Raw genomic sequence first — 22,390 nt, 5'->3', positions numbered from 1 at the left:
GCATCTCGCCGGCCTGCGACCGGGCTCACTCGCTCGACCGCAGCGCCATCGCCGGAAAGGAGAGGCCCATGATGCTGGGCAAACATACCGATATGCTCGCAAGATCAAGGCCACGTTCGCGCAAATGGTTCAGAGGCGAGGGATGGACCGCCTTGTTCTTCCTGCTGCCTAGCTTGATCGGCATCGTCCTGTTCCTCGTCCTGCCGATCCTTGCTTCGATCGCGCTCAGCTTCACCAATTGGCAGCTGCTCGGCACGCCGCGCTTCATTGGCGTTTCCAACTATGTGCGCCTGTTTACGGCCGACCCGCAATTCTGGACGGTCATGCGCAACACGATCTTCTTCACCGTCGAATATCTGGTGCTGAACATCATCATCTCACTCGGTCTGGCGACCTGGATCTCAAGCCTGAAGATCGGACAGCGCTGGTTCCGCGTGATCTTCTTTCTTCCGACCTTCACCCCACTCATCGCCGTTGCCATGGTCTGGATGCTGATCTTCACGAGCGGTGGTCTTTTCGACAGCTTGATGGCTGCTCTGTCGATACCCTTTGCAGGCATTCTCAACGATCGCACGCTCGCGATGCAGGCAGTCGTCCTGACATCGCTCTGGGCCGGTATCGGCTATAACACGGTTCTCTTCAACGCCGCTCTCGACATGGTGCCAGCAACCTATCTCGAAGCCGCGCGTATCGACGGCGCTACGGCCTGGGACCGGTTTTGGAAAATCCGCCTGCCGCTGATCTCGCCAACACTGTTCTTCGGCACAGTCATGACGGCGATCACCTCGCTGCAGGTCTTCGATCAGATTTTCGTCATGACCAAGGGCGGCCCGGGATCGTCGACCGCGACGCTCGGCTACGCCATCTACCAACGCGGCTTTCAGAACTTCCAGATGGGCTATGCCTCGTCCATCGCCTGGGTGATGTTCGCACTGATCATGGTGCTGACAGCCCTGCAATTCTGGTTCCAGCGCAAATGGGTTCACTATGACGCTTAAATCCCAAGCCAAAGCGCGCCGGAAGCTGGCGCTTGACGTCATCAATCACCTGGCAATCGTGCTCGTCGCAATCGCCTTCCTATTTCCCTTCTTCTGGATGGTCTCGAACGCGGTACGCTCGAATGCCGAGGTAACGGCAATACCGGTACGCATTCTCCCCGAGGTCTTCGAATGGGGTAATTTTACCGCCGCCTGGACCCGGCTGCCCTTCGGCCGCTTCTTCCTCAACAGCGCCGTCATCGCCGTCTGCGTGACGGCGGTCACCGTCGTCGTTTCCTGTCTCTCCGGCTATGCCTTCGCGCGGCTGAAATTCAGAGGGCGCGACACGCTGCTGCTCGGTTACATCGGCACGCTGATGGTGCCGCCGCTAATGCTCATTATTCCGCTGTTTCTGATCGTCAACAAACTTGGCCTCGTCAACACCTTCCTCGGCGTGATCCTGCCTGTCTCCTTCGGCACCTTCGGCGCATTCCTGATGCGGCAGTTCTTCCTCTCCATTCCCATGGAGCTGGAGGAAGCAGCAAGGATCGACGGCGCCTCGCGCCTGCGCATCCTCATCAGCATCATCGTGCCGCTGTCCATGCCGGCGATCGGCCTTCTGTCGCTCTTCACCTTCATCGGGCAGTGGAACAACTTCCTCTGGCCGCTGATCGTCATGACAGGCGCCGACAATGCCACACTGCCCGTCGGCCTCACCCTGTTCCAGACGCAACAGGGAACGCAGTGGAACTACCTGATGGCCGGCGCCACCCTTTCCATGCTTCCAGGGATCTTCCTCGCGATCATCCTACAAAAGCTTATCTACAACAGCATCGCCCTCAATGCGGGCATGGGCGGGCGCTGAAGCACCGGCCGTCACTTTCGGGAGAGATCCATGGCGAAATTGACCATTCGCAACGCCATCAAACGCTACGGCGCACTCGAAGTGCTGCATGGCGTCTCAGTCGCAGCACAGGATGGCGAATTCGTCGTGCTCGTCGGACCTTCGGGCTGCGGCAAATCCACCTTGCTGCGCATGATCGCCGGGCTTGAAAGCATCAGCGACGGCGAGATCGAAATCGGCGATCGCATCGTCAACGATCTCGAACCCAATGAGCGGGACATCGCCATGGTGTTCCAGTCCTATGCGCTCTATCCGCACATGACCGTGCGTGACAACATGGCTTTTTCGCTGAAGCTTGCTCGCCGCAGCCGCCAGGAGATCGAGCAAAAGGTCAACGATGCCGCCGCGATCCTCGATCTCGCCGCTCTTCCCGAGCGCTATCCCCGACAATTGTCCGGCGGGCAGCGCCAGCGCGTGGCGATGGGGCGCGCCATCGTCCGCAACCCCGCCGTCTTCCTCTTCGACGAGCCGCTGTCCAATCTCGATGCTAAGCTGCGGGTACAGATGCGCACCGAGATCAAGACACTTCACCAGCGATTGGGAACCACCATGGTCTATGTGACGCACGATCAGATGGAGGCCATGACCATGGCCGACCGCATCGTCGTCATGCGCGGCGGCCATATCGAACAGATCGGCTCGCCGCTTGATATCTACGACGCACCGACCAACAGCTTCGTCGCCGGTTTTATCGGATCGCCATCGATGAACTTCATAGACGGCATCGTAACCGACCGAAACGGAACTCTTGGACTGGAGGACGCGGAAAACCTGCATTGGCCGCTGCTGGAAAGCGCACGCCGCCATCTCGGGCGATCTCTCCAGCTCGGCATCCGCCCGGAACATATTGCCATCGACGACGCTGGCGTGCAGGCCAAGGTGATCATCATCGAGCCGACTGGATCGGAGACGCATCTGCAATTGCAGGCCGGCGGTCAATCGATCGTGGCTGCCGTCAGGGACCGCCCGCCCGTATCCGCCGGTCAGCCGATCCAGCTCAGGATCGATCCGGCAAAAGCGCATCTGTTCGATCCATCGAACGGAGAGCGCTTGCATTGACCGCGGAGCTTCAATTTCGGCGCAACCGCCGCGGATAAAATCTTCTATCGGCACGGCTTTTGGGTTTCAAAACCTAGTCACGGCTCGGACTCCGCCTTAAAGACAGGGCACGGTTTGCTTAGCCTGGAGAGAAAACTGATGAGCCAAGAGGGCCAGAAGACGATTGCCACCTGGTATGTGGATTCGGACGCCGAAGACAGGATGTCGGACGGCCACGCGCCGATCTGGAGGCACCTGATCGACCTGATCGTCGAGCGCGATCTGTCCGCCAAGAGCGTGGTCGATTTCGGCTGCAATCAGGGAGGTCTTCTGCGTCATCTCTATACCATCAGACCCTTTCGCAAGGCGTTGGGCATCGATATTGCCGAGCAATCGATCGCCAAGGCCGAAGCCTTCAAGGGCAACCTGCCGGTCCAGCATTCGGTGGGTGGAACGCTCGAGGGCTGGGTGGAAGAGTTCGACCTGGCCATCAGCCACGAGGTCATCTATCTCGTCGAGGATATCGATGCGCACGCAGCGGATATCTGGAAAGCATTGAAGCCAGGCGGCGTCTATTATGCCGTCACCGGCTGCCATACGGACAATCCGCTTTGGCCGAAGTGGCGCGATCTTGTCGCCAAGCGCACGAACACCGTCGTCCAGGATCGCTCGATTTCCGATTATGGACGCGCCTTTGCCAAGGCAGGTTTCGCGGTCTCCGGCCGCAAGCTTGAGTATGACGGCTTCATACCCTTCGTTGAAGATGGCTGGACCCCCGACTTCGCGGATGCGCTCGACTATTACACGCAGACGAAAATTGTCTTCCGGCTCATCAAGCCTCTGGCTGGCTGAGCCGCGTCAGCTCGACATCGAAATGCGGCGGCGCGTCCGGGCTCACCTGGACAAACCGCCCCTTCACCCGGAAAGTCCTTTCGATCAGTCCGCTTTCGGCGAGCGCTCTCGGCTCGCCATCGAAACGCAGCTCGCCTTTTTCCAGCAGTGAGATGCGATCGCTGACGGCAATCGCCTGATTGATGTCGTGGATCGCCATGATGACGGTGACACCCCTCTCCCGGCTCAAGCGATGGACGAGATCCAGAACCTCGACCTGGTAGCCGATATCGAGGAACGAGGTCGGCTCGTCGAGCAGCAATATGCCAGCTTCCTGTGCAAGTGCTGCTGAGATCCAGGCTCGCTGCCGCTCGCCACCGGAAAGTTCCCGCAGAGTTCGGTCAGCAAGGCTTGAGAGCCCGGTGCTTTCCAGCGCCCAATCAATCGCTTCTTCATCCCGACGATCATAGCTGCGAAACAGCCCGACATGGGCGAAGCGGCCCTGCTGCACCAGCTGCGCAATCGTCATCTCATCGGGTGCCGACGGCTGCTGCGGCAGGAAGGCAAGCTTCTTGGCGATCGCGCGCCGCGACATGGATGCGAGCGAGACTTCCTCGATCGCCACCTGTCCCTCTGCCGGGACAATCAGGCCGGCAAGTGCCTGCAAGGCCGTGCTCTTGCCCGAACCGTTCGGGCCGATCAACGCCCGGATCTCTCCTGGTTTCATCGAGAGCCTGAAGCCGTCGAGAGCTTTGCGACGACCATAGAAGACTGAGAGTTGCGAACAGGACAGCGGCATCGGCGAGCTCAGGGAATTTTTCTTAAGAGGACAAGCAGCACGGGCACACCGACAATCGCGGTGACCACACCGATCGATACTTCCTCTGCCCGCCCAACGAGACGGCCGATCAGGTCGCCCAGAGTGACGAAGATGGCACCGAGGACGACTGTCAAAGGCAGAACCAACGGAAAATGCCGGCCGGCAAGGAACCGGGCGAGATGCGGAACGACGAGCCCGACAAAGACGATCGGCCCTACGGCACCGACCGCACTTGCCGCAAGGGCGCACGAAACCAACAAGACAACGGAGAACTGCCGTCGATAGGCCAGGCCGAACGAACGGCCGACCTGCGCATCGAATTGCAGCATGACTACGGGCCGATAGATCACCGGCAAAACAAGCAAGCCTGCGATGGTGAATGGCAGCAGAAACAGCGCATGATCCCAGGTGCGCGCGTAAAGACTGCCCGAAAGCCATTCGAGAATGATCTCGATGCGGGCCGATCCCCAGCCGGCGATAAGGCCGACGGCAAGCGCATGCAGGACCGCGCCGATGGCAATGCCGCAGAGCGTGATCCGCAGGGGGCTGAGTTCAAGCCGAAAGGCGAGCAGATAGATGATGCCGCCGGCGATCATTCCGCCCGCAAGCCCCGCAACCGGAAGCCACGCGATCGGCAGCTCCGCCACCGTGTTCTCGCCAGGATTGAAGATATAGACCGTAAACAGCAGGAACAACGTGACGGTCAACGTCGCACCTTGAGACACCCCCATCAACGAGGGGTCAGCGAGCGGATTTCGCGTAATCGTCTGCAAGAGCAGACCGGCGACGCCGAACTGAACGCCGGCAAGGATACCGGTGACGATGCGCGGCAGCCGGATGTCGAGAATGATCGATTGTGCCTCGGGCGAACCCCTGCCGCTCAAGACAGCAAGCACATCGGCCGCCGGCAGATCGACGACACCGAGGAAGGTCGCGGCAATCAGGGACAGAAGCGCGATGATGCTGACGACCGGCAGCATGCCTCTTCGCGGCATATGGGGGACGTGAGCGTCCACAGTCATAGACCATGCCCCCTGACTTGCAGGTGGCCGCGCTGGATGAGATAGATGAAGACGGGGCCGCCGATCAGCGCGGTGATGATGCCGACGGGCAGTTCCTTCGGGATGGCGACCGTGCGGGCGACGAGGTCGGCGACCGTCACGATCAGCGCTCCGATGGCGGCGCAAAGCGCGATTTCCCATGCCGCACCGCGCGGCTTCAGCATACGCGCGATATGCGGCGCCGAAAGCCCCACGAAGGCGACCGGCCCGGCAACCGGCGCAACGCCGGCGACGGGACAGATGCCGAGCACGAGCAGCACCGGCTTCCAGAGAGTGAGCTGCACACCCATGCCGGCGGCGGCGTGATCGCTGAGTGCGAACATGCCGATCACACGATGCAGCGCCAAGGCGCCCCCAACGCCGATGACGACCCAGGGAAGCATATAGCTAAGATGCGACCAGGAGCGTCCCTGAAAGCCGCCGGAGAGCCAGAACAGAAGCGATGTCGATTGCGGCCCGGTCAGAAGCAGCACGTAGATCGTGATTGCACCGAGGAACAGCGAGATGCTGACGCCGCCGAGCGCCAAATGCAATGGCCGCCCTTGCCCGCCCTTCGAGACCCAGAAGGTGACGGCCGCTGCCGCCAAGCCGCCCGCAAGGCCAACGAAGGGATAGAGGGTGGAGGACAGCCAGGGGAGGAAAACGAAACAGCAGACGATCGGGGTAATCGCGCCGGCCGTGACGCCGGTAATTCCGGGATCGGCAAGGGGATTTCGGGTCAAGGTCTGCAGGAGATAGCCCGAGACCGCAAGCCCGACGCCGGTAACGGCTGCGGCAAGACTTCGCGGCAGCCGCAGCGTCCAGACAAGAATGGAATCGACCTTGCCATCCGGGTTTAGAAGAACGCGAATGGCATCCGAACCCGTTAGGACTTTCGCGCCGGGCAGCAGGCCGATGAAGACGATGAGCAGGGTCGCGGCAGCGAGGAGTGCGATCACCACCAGTGATTTGCGGGTATCCATCGCCGCCACGGCCCGAAGCATTTTACTTCTGAATTTCGGCAGGAATGATCTTGGCAGCTTCCGCCCTTACATCGACGGCCGGGAAAGCATCCGGATAGAGATAATGCGCGGCCTCGCGCAGCACGATTTCGCGTGCGATCGGACCATTGGTCTCGACCCATTGATCCCCGACATAGAAAACCCGCTTGTTCTTGACGGCGGTCATCTGATGCCAGATCGGGTTGTTCTCATGCGGGCGATCCGGACCGGAGTCGTAGATGAACAAGACTTCTGGGTCCTTTTCCAGCATAGTTTCGAGGCTCAAATCGATGCCGAAGGGGCCGCTTGGCGTCTTTGGCCCGGCAATGTTGTCGCCACCGATGGCAGCAACGATCGAGGCAGCAGTGTTCTCCGTATGGAAGGCGAAGGGCGTCTCCCCGCCCCACATGATCGCAAAGCGCGGATGCACATTCTTCGGCGCCTTGGCCGAGATCTCATCGAGGTGCTTGTGGAAATCGACGTTGAGCTGCAACCCACGCTCTGGCATGCCGAGGATCTTCGAGAATTCGGTGATTTCCTTATCGCTCTCGGTCAGGAGCTCCATATTATAGGCAACGTAAGGCGCGATCTTTTCCAGCTGCGGCGCGTTGCCGACCGTATAGCGGCGGATCGCGACGATGAGATCCGGTTTGGCCTGCGACAACAGTTCCAGATTGGGTTTGGCGCGCTGGCCGATCTGCGCCATTTGCGAAGTCAGGCCAAGGAGGAAATCCGGCTGCCGGCCCGCCGTCATATACGTGCTGGCGACCGGCTTGATGCCGAGGGCAAGCGCCACATCATCAGCAAAATAGGAGATTGCCGCGATCCGCTTCGGCTGTGCCTGCACCTCGACCTTGATACCGCGATCGTCCGTCACCGAAACGGTTTTTGCATTCTCTGCCGCAGCGGAACTGGCTGCCATTACGGCGAGCAGACCGAAAATTGATGCGATTTTACGGGCACTGTTCGCCATCACGGGATCCTCCATCAGATGCGCGAGATGGCTTTAGTCAATAAAGAAGAGTTTTGCAATCCAGTTTATTTTCGCTACTCTTCGTGGAGCCGCGGCACCGCGAAGCGCTTGATCGTCAGGCGCGCAACGCAGCGGCAGGGCTTGAGCGCAAGGCGCTGAAAGCAGGCACGATGGAGATGAGAGCGGCAACGGCCAGAAAGCCGCCGATGAGCCACGCATCGTCAAGCGCGAAGCCGACCGGCAAGCGGACAGCAGTCGCGACAGCCAGCCGCGCCGAGATAGCCAGTGCTGCGACGTAGCCAAGCGCGATTCCTAATGCGATACCTACCGCAAACAGAATGAACAGTTCGCCCCAAACGATTCCCACGATCGAACGGACAGGCGCGCCAAGCGCGCGCAATGCGCCGATCTGTCGCCGCCGTGAACCGACATGCATGACCGTAACGAGCACGATGGCGGCGATCACGATCCCCTGCGTACCAAGCGCGATTGCCAGCAAGAGGCTGCGGGCATCGCCCAATGTCGCATAGAGCCTTGTCAGTACTTCGCCGGGAAAGACACCGAGCGTGGCTCCCGTTCGATATTCCTGCCGAAGCCGGTAAGCATCGGCAATCGTTTTCGGTTTGACGAGAACGGCCGGCAAACCGGGCGCCTGCGCATCGAACTGCTCGTCTAGCGGCGCATCGGCATCCACTTGGCCATGCGCGTGGCCATGGTCACGGTCGTGACCTTGATCTTGCGCTCCGGCTCGATGTGGCTCTGCCTCATCGTGCTCGTGGTCATGATGCTCCTGCCCATGCATGCCGTGCAATTGCCAGACGGCGCGGATCGGCACGAGGATCGCCCGATCCCAGGCTGTGCCCGTCGGCCCCATGCGGCCGGTAACCTTGTAGGCAATCGCCGTATGGGTTTCGCCGCCGGTTTCGGCCGTGCCGTGCATTGGCTTGATTGCAGCCCCGACCGACAAGCTAACATCCGAACCGACGACCGCCTCGCCGAGACGCGCGAAAAGCACGCCCTGTGTCAGAGACGGTGACAACGCTGAAATCAGCTTCGTCGTGGTGCCGACGATCGGGAAGCCATAGGCGGAATCGCCGAAGCCAACGGGCGCCGCCAGTTCGACACGCGGATCACCGGCGAGGCGCGCGAGAACGGCGCCTTCCATCAGCGGCAACGGTGCAGGCTGCAGAAACACGGCAGAGAGCGCCAGCTGGGTCTCGCTTCCGGCCGCTCCGACAAGCAGGTCGAACTTCTCGGCGGCCCGCGCACTTCCAAGACGGACAGCGCGTTCCTGAAGTGTCACGGTAACGCTCAGCGCAATCGACAAGGCGATCAGCACCACGACGGCAAGTGCCCCGCTCCAGAAGCGGCGCAGATCGGCGAGAATGAAAGTCATCATTGCGCGGCAACCTCTCGGCTTTCTTCCTCGATGCGACCGCTTTTCAGTTTGATCCGGCGCCCGAGACGCTCTGCAAGCGCGTCGTCATGCGTAACGACGATGAGTGTCGCTCCCTCTTCAGCGGCAAGCTTCAGCAGAAGCTCCGCAACCTCGCTCCCCGCCTGACGATCGAGACTCGCCGTCGGCTCGTCCGCAATCACGACGCCCGGACGCTGCAAAAGGGCGCGCGCAACGGCAATGCGCTGCATCTCTCCCCGCGACATGGTTTCAATCCTCTGCGACGAACGGACAATGCCTGTCGCAGCCAGCAGGTAGGAGGCGCGGTCGCGCTCGGCCGATGTCAGACGGCGGGAGAGGCGAACTGGAAGCACCACATTCTCGAAAGCGGAAAGGCCTGGGAACAGATGAAAATCCTGCATGACGAGGCCGATGTTGCGGGCGCGGAACGCATCGCGCTTTCCAGAGGAAAGACGCGCCATCTCATGGTCGTTCCAGCGAATATTCCCCCGCGTGATGGTCTCGAGGCCGGTTATGGCATTGACGAAGGTACTCTTGCCGGAGCCCGAAGCGCCGGTGATCGCAAGCCGGCCACCCGCCGGCAGGTGAAACCTTTCGATGGCCAGCACGGGCTCGGCCAAACCTAGAAACTGCATTTCAAGCGCGGAAATATCGAGTGCAAGCATAAGCGTCAGACAGTCCTGAAAGATGCTTCCCTAAGGCGCAATTGGCTGATGAAGCCGGTTTCCGGATCCGTCCACGAGCCGAACTCCAACACGCCCCGCGCCACGATCGGCGCGTTGTATTGCACGAAGGTCTGCTTGGCCGAGAGATAGACCACCATGATATTGTCTGGCCAATCGGCATCGGACGAGCAGAATGGGCAAAGCGACATCGGAATTTCCGTCAGCACGAAGAAGGCAGCCTCGGCCTTCAACGGCGGCGCCATGAAGCCGCTGATCGCGACATCCTTTCCCCTCAACTGCTTCACCTTGTCGGAGAATTCGAGACCAAGCGGTCCGAAACTCTTGTAGAGCTCCCCAAAGCCCAGCTTTTCGGCGGCCTTCAGGCTGATGGCAGGTCCCATCATCGGCAGCACGGCAGCGGCGGTCAGCAATGCCCGGCGGCTGATGCCCGCGGTCTTTTTCTGAGACAAGAGAACCCCCATAAACTGTCGAGGGACAGGCGGCCTTTGTGCCGCCTGTCCCAATTCGCCGATATCGGCAGGCTTACATCTTCTTCTCGGCGCCGAACGCGAAGGTGTCGGCCAGCACGCGATAGACGTCGCTCTGTTCCATGTAGCCGCGGAAACCGTCGGCACCGGGGCCGGCAGCCTGGAGAACGATATCGTCTACAGCATGAACGCCGCTATCTTCATCCTTCGGAAGGTTGCCCTGAACGAAGACGGCACCGGGCACGTCCTTGTAAGCCTCGTTCGCAACATATTCCTTCTTCTCGTTCTGGATTGCCGGGACGAACGGGCCGTCGAGCTTCGGACGGAAGGTCTCGTAGTGATCCGGGCCGTTGTTGGCGGCGAGGAACAGGCGGCGGGAAACGTCGACGCGATCCGGATAGCCATCGCCATCCTTGTCTTCGTAGTTCGGGAAGCCAGCGGCAGCATAAGTGCCGACCTTCTCGCGCATTTCCGTACCCGGCTTGTTATCGTCGACGGTGCCGATGATGGAGACGCCGTGCGTATGATCGCCGGTGACGACGACGAGCGTATCCGGGTTCTTGGCCTGGAATTCGCGCGCAACAGCTACGGCCTTGTCGAACTCGATCGTGTCAAATAAGGCGCGATCCCAGTCGAGCGGATGGCTCATCTTGTCGATGGATGCGCCTTCGACCATCAGGAAGAAGCCTTCCGGGTTCTTAGCGAGCTTGTCGAGCGCAACCTTGGTCATGTCGACGAGGCCCGGCTGGTTCGGGAACTTGTCGACGGTGCCCTTCTTGAGGAACTCGCGATCGAGCGTCACATCGAGGTTGCCGGTGTGGAAGAGCCCGAGCAGCTTGTCCTGGTTGGAGCCGGCGGCAGTAGCCAGTTCGTTCTTGTCGGTGGCAACGGCGTAGCCGGCATCCTTGAAGAGCGCGATATAGTCCTTGTCGTCCTTGCGCTTGGAACCGGGTACGCTCTTGGCCAGGAAGTAGGCCGAGCCGCCGCCGAGCAGGACGTCCGGCTTGACGTCGTACATCATGCCAACGATCTCAGCCTTGTCGCCGCGCTTGCGGGTGTGGGAGACGAGCGCTGCCGGCGTCGCGTCTTCGACTTCGGCAGTGGTTACGATGCCGAGCGACTTCTTGCCGGTGCGGCGCAGTGCTTCACCGATAGTTTCGACCTTCGGATCATCAAGGCTCGCCGGCGTACGGTCGGCGTAGACGCCGAGCGCGTTTACGGCGGACTTGTGACCGGTCATGTAGGCCGACATGGTGTTGGCGCTGTCGGTCGCGATGGCGGAGGTCGAGGAAGTGCCGATGAAGGCGACCGGCGGAACGTCGTCCATGGCGAGACGGCCGTTGGCCTTGCCTTCGGTCATGCCTTTGGACATGATGCGGGCGCCGGTGCGATGCGCAACAGACAAACCGTCGCCTAGCAGGAAGATGATGTTTTTGGCCTTGGGCGCGGCCGACGTACCGTAGACTTCCCAGTTGACCGACTTCTTCTCGTCGCCAGCTGCAACCTCAACCTTGTACTGGCCGGGCTTGGCGATCTTGATGCCGCGCAGGATCAGTGCCGATCCGAGGACCTTGTCCTCCGCGCCCTTTTCCTCGGCGACGAAATTGGCCGTCTTGCCAAATACGGCGTCGTAGCTCTCGCCGTTGATCGTGACTTTCACGTCTTCCGGCTTGACGACCTTGCTGAATTCAACCTTGAAATCAAAGGGCGAGCCGACCAGTACCGTTGCCCGGTCCAACGGATAGATCGTCGTGGCATTGGCCGCCCCCGACAGCACGGTCGCCGCCAGCATGGAAAGAAGAAGTCTACGCATTGAATACCCCCGCGTCTTGGTTACTTCCTCCTCTCCCTTATAAAAGCCGTATGACAATCGCATAAAAAAGAGCGACTTTCTGCAACCAGCAATTCCAGATGGGAACTCGCTAAGGAATGCTGATTGTATGGTCAGCACCTAAAATGGCGGAATGAATCGACAATTGCTGCCGACCATGTGACGACAGCAGATACGCCTGAGATCCTTCACTCAGGCTTCGCGCGGTCCGGATGCGCGGCCTGAAAGCCAGACAGTTTGGCGCATCTGCCGTCGATCTCGACAATGCGCCCGAGGTCGGTCAGATCAACTCCCCAGCGGCGAGCATTATAGACTTGAGGGACGAGGCAGATATCCGCCATGGTCGGCGTATCACCATAACTGAAGGCGTCGTCAAACTTGCGCAACATATGCTCGAGCTTGCGAAGCCCATCGGCGATGAAATGCCTCATCCATTCTTCGCGAGCCTCTGCCCTTTCTGTCATGGTCGCGACATAGGCTGCGACGTGCATATTGCAAATGGGATGAATGTCCATGGCGATTGCGTAGGCAAGCGCCCGCACATGCTGGCGGTCTGCAATACCGGCCGGCAATAGCCTGCGCTCCGGCCGAAGCTCTGCCAGATATTCGATGATGGAGAGCGACTGCGTCATCACCTGCCCATCGATCACCAGCGTCGGAACAAAGCCCTGCGGGTTAAGCTCCAGATATTCGGCACTCTTTTGCTTGCCTTCCAGCAGGTTGATCGGCACTGTCCTGTAGCCGATCCCGAGCATGTTGAGCGCGATGCGAACACGATAGCTCGCCGATGACCTCCAGTAGTCGTAAAGAACGACGTCGTTCATCGCGGCTAAGGTCCTTCGTATTTCTGCACGGCCTGTTCGATCGCACCGAAGATCGAATGGCCGGCACGATCAAGCATTTCGATGCGAACTTGATCGCCGAAGCGCATGAAGGGCGTCTGCGCAGCTCCGGTCTCGATCGTCTCGATCATGCGGATCTCGGCTATGCAGGAATAGCCGTCGCCACCATTTTCGACCGGCCTGCCCGGCCCGCCATCAAGCTTGTTGGACACAGTCCCCGAGCCGATGATCGTACCGGCAACAAGGTTGCGGGTCTTGGCCGCATGCGCAACCAGTTGCCCGAAATCAAATGTCATGTCGACGCCGGCATTCGCCCTGCCGAAGAGCTTGCCGTTCAGCACGACGCGCAGCGGCAGGTGCAGCTTGCCGCCATCCCATGCGTCTCCCAACTCGTTGGGCGTAACCGCGACCGGGGAGAAAGTTGAGGCCGGCTTCGACTGGAAGAAGCCGAAACCCTTTGCCAGTTCCTGCGGGATCAGGCCGCGCAGCGACACGTCGTTGACGAGCATCACCAGGCGGATTGCCTGTCGGGCAACCTCGGGACTGGAGCCCATGGCGACATCGCCGACGATGACCGCCACCTCACCTTCCATGTCGATCCCATAGGCTTCGTCAACAGCGGCGATCGGATCGCGCGGCGCGAGGAAACCATCCGAGCCGCCTTGATACATTAGCGGATCGACCCAGAAACTCTCGGGCATCTCGGCGTTACGTGCTTTGCGCACGAGTTCCACATGGTTGACGTAGGCCGAGCCGTCGGCCCATTGATAGGCGCGCGGCAACGGCGATGCGGCATCGTGTTCATGAAACCGGATCGTCGGCTGGGCACCCGTTTCGATCCCTTCGGCAACACGCGCGAGCCTCGGCGCCACATGCTCCCAGTCATCGAGCGCTGCCTGCAGGGTGCGGGCGATATGACCGACCTCGGAGCAGAGGGTGAGATCGCGCGAGACGACGACGAGCCGGCCGTCTCTGGTGGAGTCTTTCAAAGTCGCAAGCTTCATGTTCCGGTTCCACTGTCAGAGAATGCGCAGGCCTAAAGAGCCAAACGCGCTTTAGGCCCCAAATTTTTCGCATGTCGTTGCCGCAAGACCGCTTCACACTTTTGCGCGACATGCTCTGTCCTCACTTGATGCCCGGGGTGCCGTCAAATCTCCGCTCCAGCTTGTCCCAGCACTCCAGATAATCGTCCTGCAGCGTTTCGAGCTCGGCCGCGTATTTTGTCAGCTGCTGCGGAAACCGGGTCTCGAACATGAAGGCCATGGTGTGATCCAGCTTCACGGGCTTCAGCTCCGAATTGGATGCTTTTTCGAAGCCGAAAGCGTCCGGTCCATGCGGAAGCATCATATTATGCAGGCTCATGCCGCCCGGCACGAAGCCCTTTTCCTTCGCATCATACTGGCCATGGATAAGGCCCATGAACTCGCTCATGATGTTGCGATGATACCAGGGCGGACGGAATGTATGTTCGGCCACCAGCCAGCGCGGCGGGAAGATGACGAAATCGACATTCGCCGTGCCGACACTTTCGGTCGGAGCCGTCAGCACGGTGAAGATCGACGGATCCGGATGATCGAACAGGATGGCACCAACCGGAGAGAAGGTCCGCAGGTCGTATTTATAAGGTGTGTAGTTGCCATGCCACGCCACCACGTCGAGTGGCGAGTGGCCGATCTCGGTGATATAGAATTTTCCGCACCATTTGACGTGCACGCGGCACGCCGTCTCCTTGTCTTCGAAGGCAGCAACGGGCGTCTTGAAATCACGCGGATTGGCCAGGCAATTCGCGCCGATCGGCCCACGATCCGGCAATGTGAACTTGGCTCCGTAGTTCTCGCATATATAGCCGCGCCAGACCTTTTCATCGCCGAGGCGCGAGACCTTGAACATCATGCCGCGCGGGACGATGCAGATTTCAGAGGGTTCGACGTCGATGATGCCCATCTCGGTGAACACCCTGATGGCGCCAACTTGGGGAACGACAAGCAGCTCGCCGTCTGCATTGAAGAAATAATCGTCGACCATGTCCTCATTGAAGACATAGGCGTGGGCAGCCATGCCGGTCTGCGTCAACACATCGCCGGCAGTCGTGATCGTACAGATCCCTCCAAGGAAGGTCAGCCGCTCTGCGGGTGCCGGCAGCGGATCCCAGCGAAGTTGGCCGAGCGGAAGCGAGTGGTCGTCGAGGCAGGGCGCGGTTTTCCAAAGCGGATAGGAGGCGTTCGAAAAGCGCCGTGTATGGCGCACGCTCGGACGGATGCGGTAGAGCCAGGAGCGTTCGTTCGTTCCGCGCGGTGCCGTGAAGGGCGAGCCGGAGAGCTGTTCGGCATAAAGACCATAATTGCACTTCTGCGGGCTGTTCTGACCCTGCGGCAGTGCACCGGGCAGCGCCTCCGTCTCGAAGTCATTGCCGAAGCCAGGCATGTATTGCAGCTTTTCCGTCGCCGTTGCCTGGCGGTCGGAAGCCTTCTGTATCGTTTGGTCCATCGCTCAACTCCTCCCGGAAATGCTGGCAACCCGGTGCACGCACCGGGTCGCATAAAGATCACTCGGCCGCAGTGCCGATGACGCCGCGCTTGATCTGGTCGGCTTCGATCGACTCAAAGAGAGCTCTGAAATTGCCTTCGCCGAAGCCTTCGTCGCCCTTGCGCTGAATGAACTCGAAGAAGATGGGGCCGATGACGGTCTTGGAGAAGATCTGCAACAGGATCTTCGTCATGCCGCCATTCACCACGCCTTCGCCGTCAATCAGAATACCATGCTTCTTCATGCGTTCGATGGGTTCTTCGTGCCCATTCACGCGCGTAAAGGACATATCGTAATAGGTCTCCGGCGGGCCGGGCATGAAACGCAGACCATTGTCGGCAAGCGTATCGGTCGCCTGATAGATATCGTCAGTCCCAACGGCGATGTGCTGGATGCCTTCGCCCTTGTATTTCTTCAGGAATTCCTCGATCTGGCTGGTATCGTCCTTCGATTCATTCAGCGGAATACGGATCTTGCCGCAGGGCGAGGTGATCGCGCGGCTGACCAGACCGGTAATGCGACCGTCGATGTCAAAGAAATGGATCTGCTTGAAATTGAACAGGTCGCGGTAGAAGTCCCACCACTTGTCCATATTGCCGCGGAAGACATTATGCGTGAGATGGTCGAGGAAATAGAAGCCGACACCCGCCGGACGCGGGTCGCGCTCGCCGGTCCAATCGAATTCGGCCTCGTAGGCCGATCCCTTCTTGCCATAGGTTTCGACGAAATAGAGTAGCGAACCACCAATGCCGACGATGGCCGGAACATCGAGCGCCTTGTCATTTCCCTCATAAGGAACAGCGCCCTTCGAGACGGCATGTTCGAAGGCGTGCTTGGCGTCGACGACGCGCCACGCCATCGACGGAGCAGCGGGACCGTGCTCCGCGATGAAGCGAGCAGCATGGCTGCCGGGCTCAGCATTCAGGATGTAGTTGATATCGCCCTGGCGCCAGACAGTGATGTCCTTGGCCTTGTGCTTGGCGACCGGAGCATAGCCCATACGTGTGAAGAGTTCGCGCAGCTTCTCGGGTTCGGGATGAGCGAATTCGACGAATTCGAAACCATCGGTGCCTGCCGGGTTGTCGGCGGTGATTTCGGACGGCGGTGCGTCATGCGGGAAAGGACCCATTTTCTCCTCCTCGGAAGGCCAAACCTTGATGGTGCAAAGTATGGCTCCAAACGCGCGCAATGTGCTTGCATTCTTGGTGCGAGGCGCAAATATTATACACGATCTGTGAGAGTTTTGGAAGTTTTACGCAATGGATGAACAACTCGACAAACTGGATCTGCGGCTGCTGGAGGAACTCCAGAAGGATGGCAGACTGACCAACAATGAACTAGGCGATCGCATCGCCCTCTCCCCGTCGCAATGTTCCCGGCGACGTACGCGGTTGGAGGCCGAAGGCTATATCCGCAGCTATCAGGCCAACCTCGACCGTCAGAAGCTGGGCCTGGACATGCTTGTGGTCATTTCGGTGACGCTCGCCACCCACAATAGAGACAATGCCCGCCGTTTTTCCCAGTTGATCAACGGGCTGCCGGAGGTGCTGGAAGCCTACGCGCTGACGGGCGAGATGGATTATCATCTGAAGGTCGCAACCCGCGGGCTCGCCGGTCTGTCGAGGTTCGTCAACGATGTGTTGCTCCCTCACGAGTCCGTACAGCATGTGAAGACATCGATCGTCCTCGATACGCTCAAGACCTTCGAAGGCTTTCCGGTGCCGACCTCACACGGTTGGCACGGCGATGGCGTGCGATCTTAGTTGCAAGTAGTTCAATGTCGGGCCTGCACTGGACATCAACGCCGGCGGCACGTGACTTTTTTGGACCCTGCACCAGCCACCATGGAGGCGTATGCCTACCAATCCCTCTTCAATCGTGCTTGAAGGAAGCCTTCCTTTGCACGGACGGGTGAGGATGGGATCTCATGGCATATGCAGAAGAACGAATACGATATTTTGACGGATTTGCCGACGTCTTGCTCCGGTGCCACCACGTGTATCGCCCAAGTATGGCTTCCATCGCGTTACGTAATGCAGTCGAAAGCCGGCGTCAGATCGAGGTGTTCGACTACGTCAGTTCGGCTGATGCCTTCACGCGCGCTTTCGGAATGCGAAATACGCTGAAATGTCTGCGGGCACTGACCAATCTCGGAGGCAGAATCCACGGCTATCGCAGAGTATGCGATCTCGGCTGCGGCTCGGGTGCATTCAGCCTCGCCTTTGCCTATCTCGCAGACAATCCCAATCTTGAGCTTCACGGATTGGACGCGTCGGAAATCCAGCTTTCGCTCGGTGAGCAACTCATGTCAGCCGCGAGGCTTCCCGGACGGATCGAGTTCGAACGGCGGAACCTGCCCACACAGATCGGCTACCTTCCCGATCTCACGATCTCCTCCTACTGGTTTTGTGAGAACGAGCACGTCATTCTCGATCCCGTGCTGTTCGATCTCATGGTCGGCAGAGAAATGCTTGTTGTCGACTATGAGAAGATCATCGACCGCGTCGCCGACTGCCTTCCGCGAGGCTTTCGCATTCTCGGACGACACAGCTCGAGCGTTGATATTCCTTCGGCGCTCACCGAATTCATCGCCCAGGAGAAAGCAAGCGTCCATAGCATCCATATCGGCCGGACGGAAAATTGGTAATGGCATAGGAGAGCAGTTTCCTGGCAAGGAATGCTCGAAAACCCATCCTGCTCGCCGGCGGCAACACATTACATCAAGCCGAGTTGCCGCTTAAGTACGCGAGAAGATCGATCCGGGCTTGCCGTCCGCCAGGTTTTCTCCATTTTGATCATCGACATGACCGACAGAGGCTCCGCAAGACCGGAGCCTCGCATCCTGCTTCCATAGAGTTTCCCGCACAAAGGACTTATCGCTCATGACCTTCCGCGCTTCGACACTCATTCGAGCTATAACTCTGGCCAGCGCGGCGGGAGTGGCGCTGGGTGCGCTGCCTTCGATGGCACAGGATCTGCCTGCTATCTCACAATGGCCCGACACTCCCGCCGCACGTCTCGAAGCCCTTGCCGTTCTCCAGACACTGAATGCCGACCTTCTCAGCAATGCCAGCGCTACGCTAACGCTAGACCGTTGGTGCGCGACCCACAAGCTGGCACCAGCTGGAGCGAAAATAGTGGCGCAGCGTGTGCGCGGACAGGACAAACCGGCCGACGGCCAAATTCGTGAAACTCTGGCGGTCAAACCCGACGAGCCGGTCGCTTATCGCCGCGTTCGACTCGCCTGCGGCGACCGGGTCCTCTCGGAAGCAGACAATTGGTATGTACCGTCCAGATTGACCGCCGACATGAACGAGGCGCTGAACTCAAGCGACGTCGCCTTTGGCCGGGCAGTACAATCTCTCAACTTTACCCGCACGAATCTGTCGGCCAAACTGCTCTGGCATCCGCTTCCGGAGGGTTGGGAGATGGCAACGGACTTTCCGGCATCCACGACAGCATCCCTCGCCTTGCCGCCGCTCCTTCTTGAACATCACGCGGTGCTGAAGTTGCCGGACGGCACGCCCTTCAGTGCATTGATCGAGAGCTACACGCGAAGCGTGCTGGATTTTCCGGTGCCTGCGCTCCGGCAATAGGATCGTCTTCAGATCCTGACGGCAGGAGCCGTCTCGTCACAACGCACGCCATGGCTGTGCGAGATTGCCTCAAGCTTGCGCCGTACCAGGAAAAAACCAGCTTCACACAAGTCACTCCGGTTATCGTGGCGGCATCAGCAACGTGCGAGGAACCAATGAGCATCTTTGGTAGCATGAAAACGGCGATTTCAGGCATGAATGCGCAGGCGAACCGCCTCAGCACCGTGTCCGACAACATCGCCAACGTCAACACAACGGCCTATAAGTCGGCGAGCGCCAGTTTTTCGTCATTGATTCTGCCCTCGGGCGGCGGCAACTACAATTCAGGCAGCGTCGAAACGAATATCAGCTATTCCGTGTCGAAGCAGGGCGATACCATTTCGACCTCGTCGAACAGCAATCTGTCTATCCAGGGTGCCGGTTTCTTTGTGGTGCAGGGTGCCGACGGCAAAACCGTTTTGACGCGTGCGGGTGACTTCACCCCCGATGCAAACGGCAATCTCGTGAATTCCTCCGGCTACACGCTGATGGGCTATTCCTACGCGTCAGGCGCGCCGGCAGTCGTGGTCAACGGTTTCGACGGCCTTATTCCGATCAACGTCAATCAAAGTGGCCTTGCCAACTCGCCCTCGACATCGGGCAGCTTTACCGGCAACCTCAACTCGAATGCGACGGTTGTAACCTCGGGACTCCCGAGCGCAAACACCGCGCCGGTGACGGCCAATACCCAGAAGAGCTCGGTTGTCGGCTATGACAAACTCGGCAATACCGTCATGTATGATATCTATTATACAAAGACACAGGCCGCCACCACGAGCCCGGTAGCGCCGGACAAGTGGGAAGTTGCCGTCTACCGCAATGCTGACGCAGCGACGGGGACCGGTTCGTCATTCCCCTACTCATCTGGCCCCGTTGCCACCAGCACGCTGACGTTCGATACGAACGGCAATATGACGAGCGGTGGCAACTTCACGATCACCGATCCGAAGACCGCCGGATCGATCGCGATGGATCTGACCAAGATGACGCAGAAGGCCAGCGACTTCAGCTCGAAGGGCTCGACCAACGGCCAGGCGGCAAGCCCGGTCACCGGCGTTACCATCGACAAGAACGGCGTCGTCTACGCCAACTACAAGACCGGCGATCCGAAGGCGATCTACCAGATCCCGCTGGCAACCGTTTCAAGCCCGGACAAGCTCGAACCTCTCAGCGGCAATGTCTATCAGCCAAGCGCCGAATCCGGCGTCACGGTTACGAGCTTTGCCAACAGCAACGGCCTTGGCTACATCCAGTCCAACTCGCTGGAAGCCTCCAACGTCGACCTCGCCGGCCAGCTTACCGATATGATCCAGGCGCAGAAGAGCTACACGGCCAACTCCAAGGTCTTCCAGTCGGGCGCCGACCTGCTCGACGTCCTCGTGAACCTTGCACGCTGATCTTTCCACCGATCAAGAAGAGAGGGCCCCCGTAGGGCCCTTTTTTGTTTTGCACTATAGCGGGCGTTAGCCAATGGCTTGCTCTCCGGTCAACATGCCTCGCAGTTGTTGCCGCCACGGGCGCAAAGGACAATAACCAATCACTCGGACGGAATATGTCAACATCGCGCAGACTCCGGGGCTGTGCTTCTCGCCATCTTACTTGCACAGATCGGTTTCGTAGCAATGCTGGCTATCCCGGTTCCCAAACCCAATCGGTACGGTCCCGCTATCAAGACAATCGAAGAGCGGCCGCTCTTCACGCGTAGACGGCTCCTCGTTTGCGTCGTACGGTCAGCCATATTTCTTGTGATCTCGGCGGTATGCGCCCATCTGCGAACAACAGCGGCCGTTTTTCTGGGCTCCACCTCGATCGTTGAAACCAGTTGCATCGGTCCTTTTCCAAGCGAGTATCGGCTCGATCACCACCAACTGAAAACGGTCTTCGGCCACAATTCCTCATGGTCTGGCAAACGTCCGCTGGTGTCGACTTATCTGACGATCATGCAAGCCAAGGCCGATTTTCATTCACCCTGCCGGACGCCCCGCTTCTCAAGAACTCGTCGAACGGGTTCCGGAGGCAATGGCCGACTGCGCTCGCTGCAGGGCTAGTCTCCGCGGCCGATAGGTTTGGAACTCTCATGGCTATCCGGAGGGCCGGTATTGCCGTTTAAAGCTGTAGCGCGGCCATGCGAACATCAATCGCCTTTCTGATCAAGAGTTAGCCACATTTGCGCCGCTATGCGCTCGGAATTGTTGACAGGGAAACTGGACGCGACCTGATGACAAACACACGATGTCGATCGTGGCCGTCGACATTTTCCATTGCCGTTAGGATCTCGTTCAGCAAAACAGAGCACAACTATGATTTCTGGATACGGGCACACGACAGCCGAGCTTGTGGGGCAAGCATACCATCGACCGCCGTTCTTTGCGGCACCGGTCCCAAGCGTCTAACAGGAGATCGAATTCCGTGCGGTTGAAATATGCCCCTCGAAGCATCAAGATGCTCAGCCTTTGCTCTGTCGCCATCATCGTCGCAAACGCGCCCCCTGCCCTTGCCACAGAGCAGCTGCCGGATATTCCGACATGGCTTACGACACATGTCGGCCAGGCTGACGGTCAGATTGCTCGCCCGGTTCTGCAAAGAGCCCGTTCCCTCTACATGCGGAAGGTGAGCGAGGGCACAGTCAGAAACCCCTGTTATTTTGCGATGGATGCGACGCGCCCGAATGATCCGGCTGACGGAGGCAGGTTCTACATCGTCTGCGAGGCCACACAGACATTCCGCGTTGTCTCGTCTGGCCACGGCAGCGGCCGCGATCTCAAGGGCGTCGCCGACTTCGGCAACGGTCGGATGTGCGCCAAGAATTTCGGCAATGCGATGGATTCAAACCTGACGACAGGCGGCTCCTATCTGACCGAGGAAACGAAAACGACCTTCAAGGGCTATTATCGGGGCTCACAAGCGAAGGATACGGCCTATCTTCGGACCTTCCTGCAGTTCGATGGTGAGGGCGAGACCGCGAACGCGCGCCAACGTGCGATCGGCGGCCATGCGGCAGCGAAAGTTGCCGGTGTGTGCATGAAGAAGGACCCACAAAGCCCCTATGCCAATCGCGAGGGGTATGTTCCCCTGGGCAAACTGGTGGAATATGCCGGGGGGCGCAGCGATGGTTGCACCAGCTGGTCGGCCTCCGACGCCAATCAGATCATCTCCATGGTCAAGGACAATCCGACGACGCTCTACATTTATCCGGAGTCCAAGGACATCAGTGCCGTCGCAAAAGCTGCTGCCGCTGGCCGATCGCCCTCGCAGGCTGGTTTGTACTGGAACGATACCTGCATGAAGCAAATCCGGGCGCCGAAGTTCTGGTCGAAGGAAACGCTGGAGCCGGTCATCGTGCAATATAAGAAGGATCACCCGGCGCCACCTGCCCGTCCCATACCGATTTGCGAATAGGAA

21 protein-coding genes are annotated in these 22,390 nt (G+C 59.4%); 9 read left to right on the top strand and 12 right to left on the bottom strand.

Going from position 1 to position 22,390, the window contains the following annotated elements; genetic code table 11:
• Positions 1-92 precede the first annotated feature (92 nt).
• From QD461_RS09310 to QD461_RS09295, 4 genes are all read left to right on the top strand, one after another.
• The gene (locus QD461_RS09310) at positions 93-998 is read left to right on the top strand and encodes a carbohydrate ABC transporter permease (RefSeq protein ID WP_414087652.1); all 906 of its coding nucleotides are present in this window, start codon (positions 93-95) and stop codon (positions 996-998) included.
• Positions 988-1,842: a carbohydrate ABC transporter permease gene (locus tag QD461_RS09305; protein ID WP_414087477.1), complete on the top strand. Its 855-nt coding sequence runs from the start codon at positions 988-990 to the stop codon at positions 1,840-1,842. The genes QD461_RS09310 and QD461_RS09305 overlap by 11 nt, the downstream gene beginning before the upstream one ends.
• Before the next feature lie 30 nt (positions 1,843-1,872).
• A complete protein-coding gene (locus QD461_RS09300; RefSeq protein ID WP_414087476.1) occupies positions 1,873-2,940 on the top strand; it encodes an ABC transporter ATP-binding protein in 1,068 nt (355 codons plus the stop codon).
• Positions 2,941-3,078: 138 nt separating this feature from the next.
• Entirely contained in the window at positions 3,079-3,771 is a 693-nt protein-coding gene (locus QD461_RS09295; RefSeq protein WP_414087475.1) for a class I SAM-dependent methyltransferase, read from the top strand.
• Here QD461_RS09295 and QD461_RS09290 read toward each other — a convergent pair.
• The 12 genes from QD461_RS09290 to hppD form a co-directional block, all read right to left on the bottom strand.
• Positions 3,752-4,549 (bottom strand): ABC transporter ATP-binding protein, encoded by a 798-nt coding sequence (locus tag QD461_RS09290; RefSeq protein WP_414087474.1) that lies wholly within the window; start codon positions 4,547-4,549, stop codon positions 3,752-3,754. The two genes, QD461_RS09295 and QD461_RS09290, sit on opposite strands and share 20 nt — an antisense overlap.
• A gap of 8 nt (positions 4,550-4,557) precedes the next feature.
• Positions 4,558-5,565: a FecCD family ABC transporter permease gene (locus tag QD461_RS09285; RefSeq protein ID WP_414087651.1), complete on the bottom strand. Its 1,008-nt coding sequence runs from the start codon at positions 5,563-5,565 to the stop codon at positions 4,558-4,560.
• Positions 5,566-5,588: 23 nt separating this feature from the next.
• Positions 5,589-6,593 (bottom strand): FecCD family ABC transporter permease, encoded by a 1,005-nt coding sequence (locus tag QD461_RS09280; protein ID WP_414087650.1) that lies wholly within the window; start codon positions 6,591-6,593, stop codon positions 5,589-5,591.
• A gap of 22 nt (positions 6,594-6,615) precedes the next feature.
• On the bottom strand, positions 6,616-7,584 hold the full coding sequence (locus QD461_RS09275) for an ABC transporter substrate-binding protein (protein WP_414087649.1): 969 nt from the start codon (positions 7,582-7,584) through the stop codon (positions 6,616-6,618).
• 115 nt (positions 7,585-7,699) lie between these two features.
• Positions 7,700-8,983 (bottom strand): FtsX-like permease family protein, encoded by a 1,284-nt coding sequence (locus QD461_RS09270; protein ID WP_414087473.1) that lies wholly within the window; start codon positions 8,981-8,983, stop codon positions 7,700-7,702.
• The gene (locus QD461_RS09265; RefSeq protein WP_414087472.1) at positions 8,980-9,666 is read right to left on the bottom strand and encodes an ABC transporter ATP-binding protein; all 687 of its coding nucleotides are present in this window, start codon (positions 9,664-9,666) and stop codon (positions 8,980-8,982) included. Before QD461_RS09265 ends, QD461_RS09270 begins: the two co-directional genes overlap by 4 nt.
• Positions 9,667-9,671: 5 nt before the next feature.
• Positions 9,672-10,148: a hypothetical protein gene (locus tag QD461_RS09260; RefSeq protein ID WP_414087471.1), complete on the bottom strand. Its 477-nt coding sequence runs from the start codon at positions 10,146-10,148 to the stop codon at positions 9,672-9,674.
• Between the two features lie 61 nt (positions 10,149-10,209).
• The gene (locus tag QD461_RS09255; RefSeq protein ID WP_414087470.1) at positions 10,210-11,967 is read right to left on the bottom strand and encodes an alkaline phosphatase; all 1,758 of its coding nucleotides are present in this window, start codon (positions 11,965-11,967) and stop codon (positions 10,210-10,212) included.
• A gap of 206 nt (positions 11,968-12,173) precedes the next feature.
• Entirely contained in the window at positions 12,174-12,809 is a 636-nt protein-coding gene (gene maiA / locus QD461_RS09250; protein WP_414087469.1) for a maleylacetoacetate isomerase, read from the bottom strand.
• Positions 12,810-12,814: 5 nt separating this feature from the next.
• The gene (locus QD461_RS09245) at positions 12,815-13,831 is read right to left on the bottom strand and encodes a fumarylacetoacetate hydrolase family protein (RefSeq protein WP_414087468.1); all 1,017 of its coding nucleotides are present in this window, start codon (positions 13,829-13,831) and stop codon (positions 12,815-12,817) included.
• Between the two features lie 121 nt (positions 13,832-13,952).
• A complete protein-coding gene (gene hmgA / locus QD461_RS09240) occupies positions 13,953-15,314 on the bottom strand; it encodes a homogentisate 1,2-dioxygenase (protein ID WP_414087467.1) in 1,362 nt (453 codons plus the stop codon).
• 58 nt (positions 15,315-15,372) lie between these two features.
• Positions 15,373-16,482, bottom strand: a complete 1,110-nt coding sequence (hppD, locus tag QD461_RS09235) for a 4-hydroxyphenylpyruvate dioxygenase (RefSeq protein ID WP_414087466.1) — start codon at positions 16,480-16,482, stop codon at positions 15,373-15,375.
• 130 nt (positions 16,483-16,612) lie between these two features.
• On the opposite strand from hppD, the gene QD461_RS09230 reads away from it, so the two are divergent.
• From QD461_RS09230 to QD461_RS09210, 5 genes are all read left to right on the top strand, one after another.
• On the top strand, positions 16,613-17,116 hold the full coding sequence (locus QD461_RS09230) for an Lrp/AsnC family transcriptional regulator (RefSeq protein WP_414087465.1): 504 nt from the start codon (positions 16,613-16,615) through the stop codon (positions 17,114-17,116).
• Positions 17,117-17,349: 233 nt separating this feature from the next.
• On the top strand, positions 17,350-18,000 hold the full coding sequence (locus QD461_RS09225) for an SAM-dependent methyltransferase (RefSeq protein WP_414087464.1): 651 nt from the start codon (positions 17,350-17,352) through the stop codon (positions 17,998-18,000).
• A 235-nt stretch (positions 18,001-18,235) separates the two neighbouring features.
• The gene (locus tag QD461_RS09220; protein WP_414087463.1) at positions 18,236-18,949 is read left to right on the top strand and encodes a hypothetical protein; all 714 of its coding nucleotides are present in this window, start codon (positions 18,236-18,238) and stop codon (positions 18,947-18,949) included.
• 155 nt (positions 18,950-19,104) lie between these two features.
• A complete protein-coding gene (locus QD461_RS09215) occupies positions 19,105-20,385 on the top strand; it encodes a flagellar hook protein FlgE (protein ID WP_414087462.1) in 1,281 nt (426 codons plus the stop codon).
• 1,012 nt (positions 20,386-21,397) lie between these two features.
• Positions 21,398-22,387 (top strand): hypothetical protein, encoded by a 990-nt coding sequence (locus QD461_RS09210; RefSeq protein ID WP_414087461.1) that lies wholly within the window; start codon positions 21,398-21,400, stop codon positions 22,385-22,387.
• Positions 22,388-22,390 lie beyond the last annotated feature (3 nt).

The sequence above is a fragment of the Rhizobium sp. BR 314 genome (assembly GCF_047445805.1).
GTDB classification, from domain to species: Bacteria; Pseudomonadota; Alphaproteobacteria; order Rhizobiales; family Rhizobiaceae; genus Rhizobium; species Rhizobium lusitanum_B.
This window is presented reverse-complemented; position numbering and strand designations above follow the sequence as displayed.

Bases quoted from the DNA above. Each gene is read 5' to 3' on its own strand.
- QD461_RS09310 (WP_414087652.1), top strand. From the start codon at position 93: ATGCTCGCAAGATCAAGGCCACGTTCGCGCAAATGGTTCAGAGGCGAG.
- QD461_RS09305 (WP_414087477.1), top strand. From the start codon at position 988: ATGACGCTTAAATCCCAAGCCAAAGCGCGCCGGAAGCTGGCGCTTGAC.
- QD461_RS09300 (WP_414087476.1), top strand. From the start codon at position 1,873: ATGGCGAAATTGACCATTCGCAACGCCATCAAACGCTACGGCGCACTC.
- QD461_RS09295 (WP_414087475.1), top strand. From the start codon at position 3,079: ATGAGCCAAGAGGGCCAGAAGACGATTGCCACCTGGTATGTGGATTCG.
- QD461_RS09290 (WP_414087474.1), bottom strand. From the start codon at position 4,549: ATGCCGCTGTCCTGTTCGCAACTCTCAGTCTTCTATGGTCGTCGCAAA.
- QD461_RS09285 (WP_414087651.1), bottom strand. From the start codon at position 5,565: ATGCCGCGAAGAGGCATGCTGCCGGTCGTCAGCATCATCGCGCTTCTG.
- QD461_RS09280 (WP_414087650.1), bottom strand. From the start codon at position 6,593: ATGGATACCCGCAAATCACTGGTGGTGATCGCACTCCTCGCTGCCGCG.
- QD461_RS09275 (WP_414087649.1), bottom strand. From the start codon at position 7,584: ATGGCGAACAGTGCCCGTAAAATCGCATCAATTTTCGGTCTGCTCGCC.
- QD461_RS09270 (WP_414087473.1), bottom strand. From the start codon at position 8,983: ATGATGACTTTCATTCTCGCCGATCTGCGCCGCTTCTGGAGCGGGGCA.
- QD461_RS09265 (WP_414087472.1), bottom strand. From the start codon at position 9,666: ATGCTTGCACTCGATATTTCCGCGCTTGAAATGCAGTTTCTAGGTTTG.
- QD461_RS09260 (WP_414087471.1), bottom strand. From the start codon at position 10,148: ATGGGGGTTCTCTTGTCTCAGAAAAAGACCGCGGGCATCAGCCGCCGG.
- QD461_RS09255 (WP_414087470.1), bottom strand. From the start codon at position 11,967: ATGCGTAGACTTCTTCTTTCCATGCTGGCGGCGACCGTGCTGTCGGGG.
- maiA (WP_414087469.1), bottom strand. From the start codon at position 12,809: ATGAACGACGTCGTTCTTTACGACTACTGGAGGTCATCGGCGAGCTAT.
- QD461_RS09245 (WP_414087468.1), bottom strand. From the start codon at position 13,831: ATGAAGCTTGCGACTTTGAAAGACTCCACCAGAGACGGCCGGCTCGTC.
- hmgA (WP_414087467.1), bottom strand. From the start codon at position 15,314: ATGGACCAAACGATACAGAAGGCTTCCGACCGCCAGGCAACGGCGACG.
- hppD (WP_414087466.1), bottom strand. From the start codon at position 16,482: ATGGGTCCTTTCCCGCATGACGCACCGCCGTCCGAAATCACCGCCGAC.
- QD461_RS09230 (WP_414087465.1), top strand. From the start codon at position 16,613: ATGGATGAACAACTCGACAAACTGGATCTGCGGCTGCTGGAGGAACTC.
- QD461_RS09220 (WP_414087463.1), top strand. From the start codon at position 18,236: ATGACCTTCCGCGCTTCGACACTCATTCGAGCTATAACTCTGGCCAGC.
- QD461_RS09215 (WP_414087462.1), top strand. From the start codon at position 19,105: ATGAGCATCTTTGGTAGCATGAAAACGGCGATTTCAGGCATGAATGCG.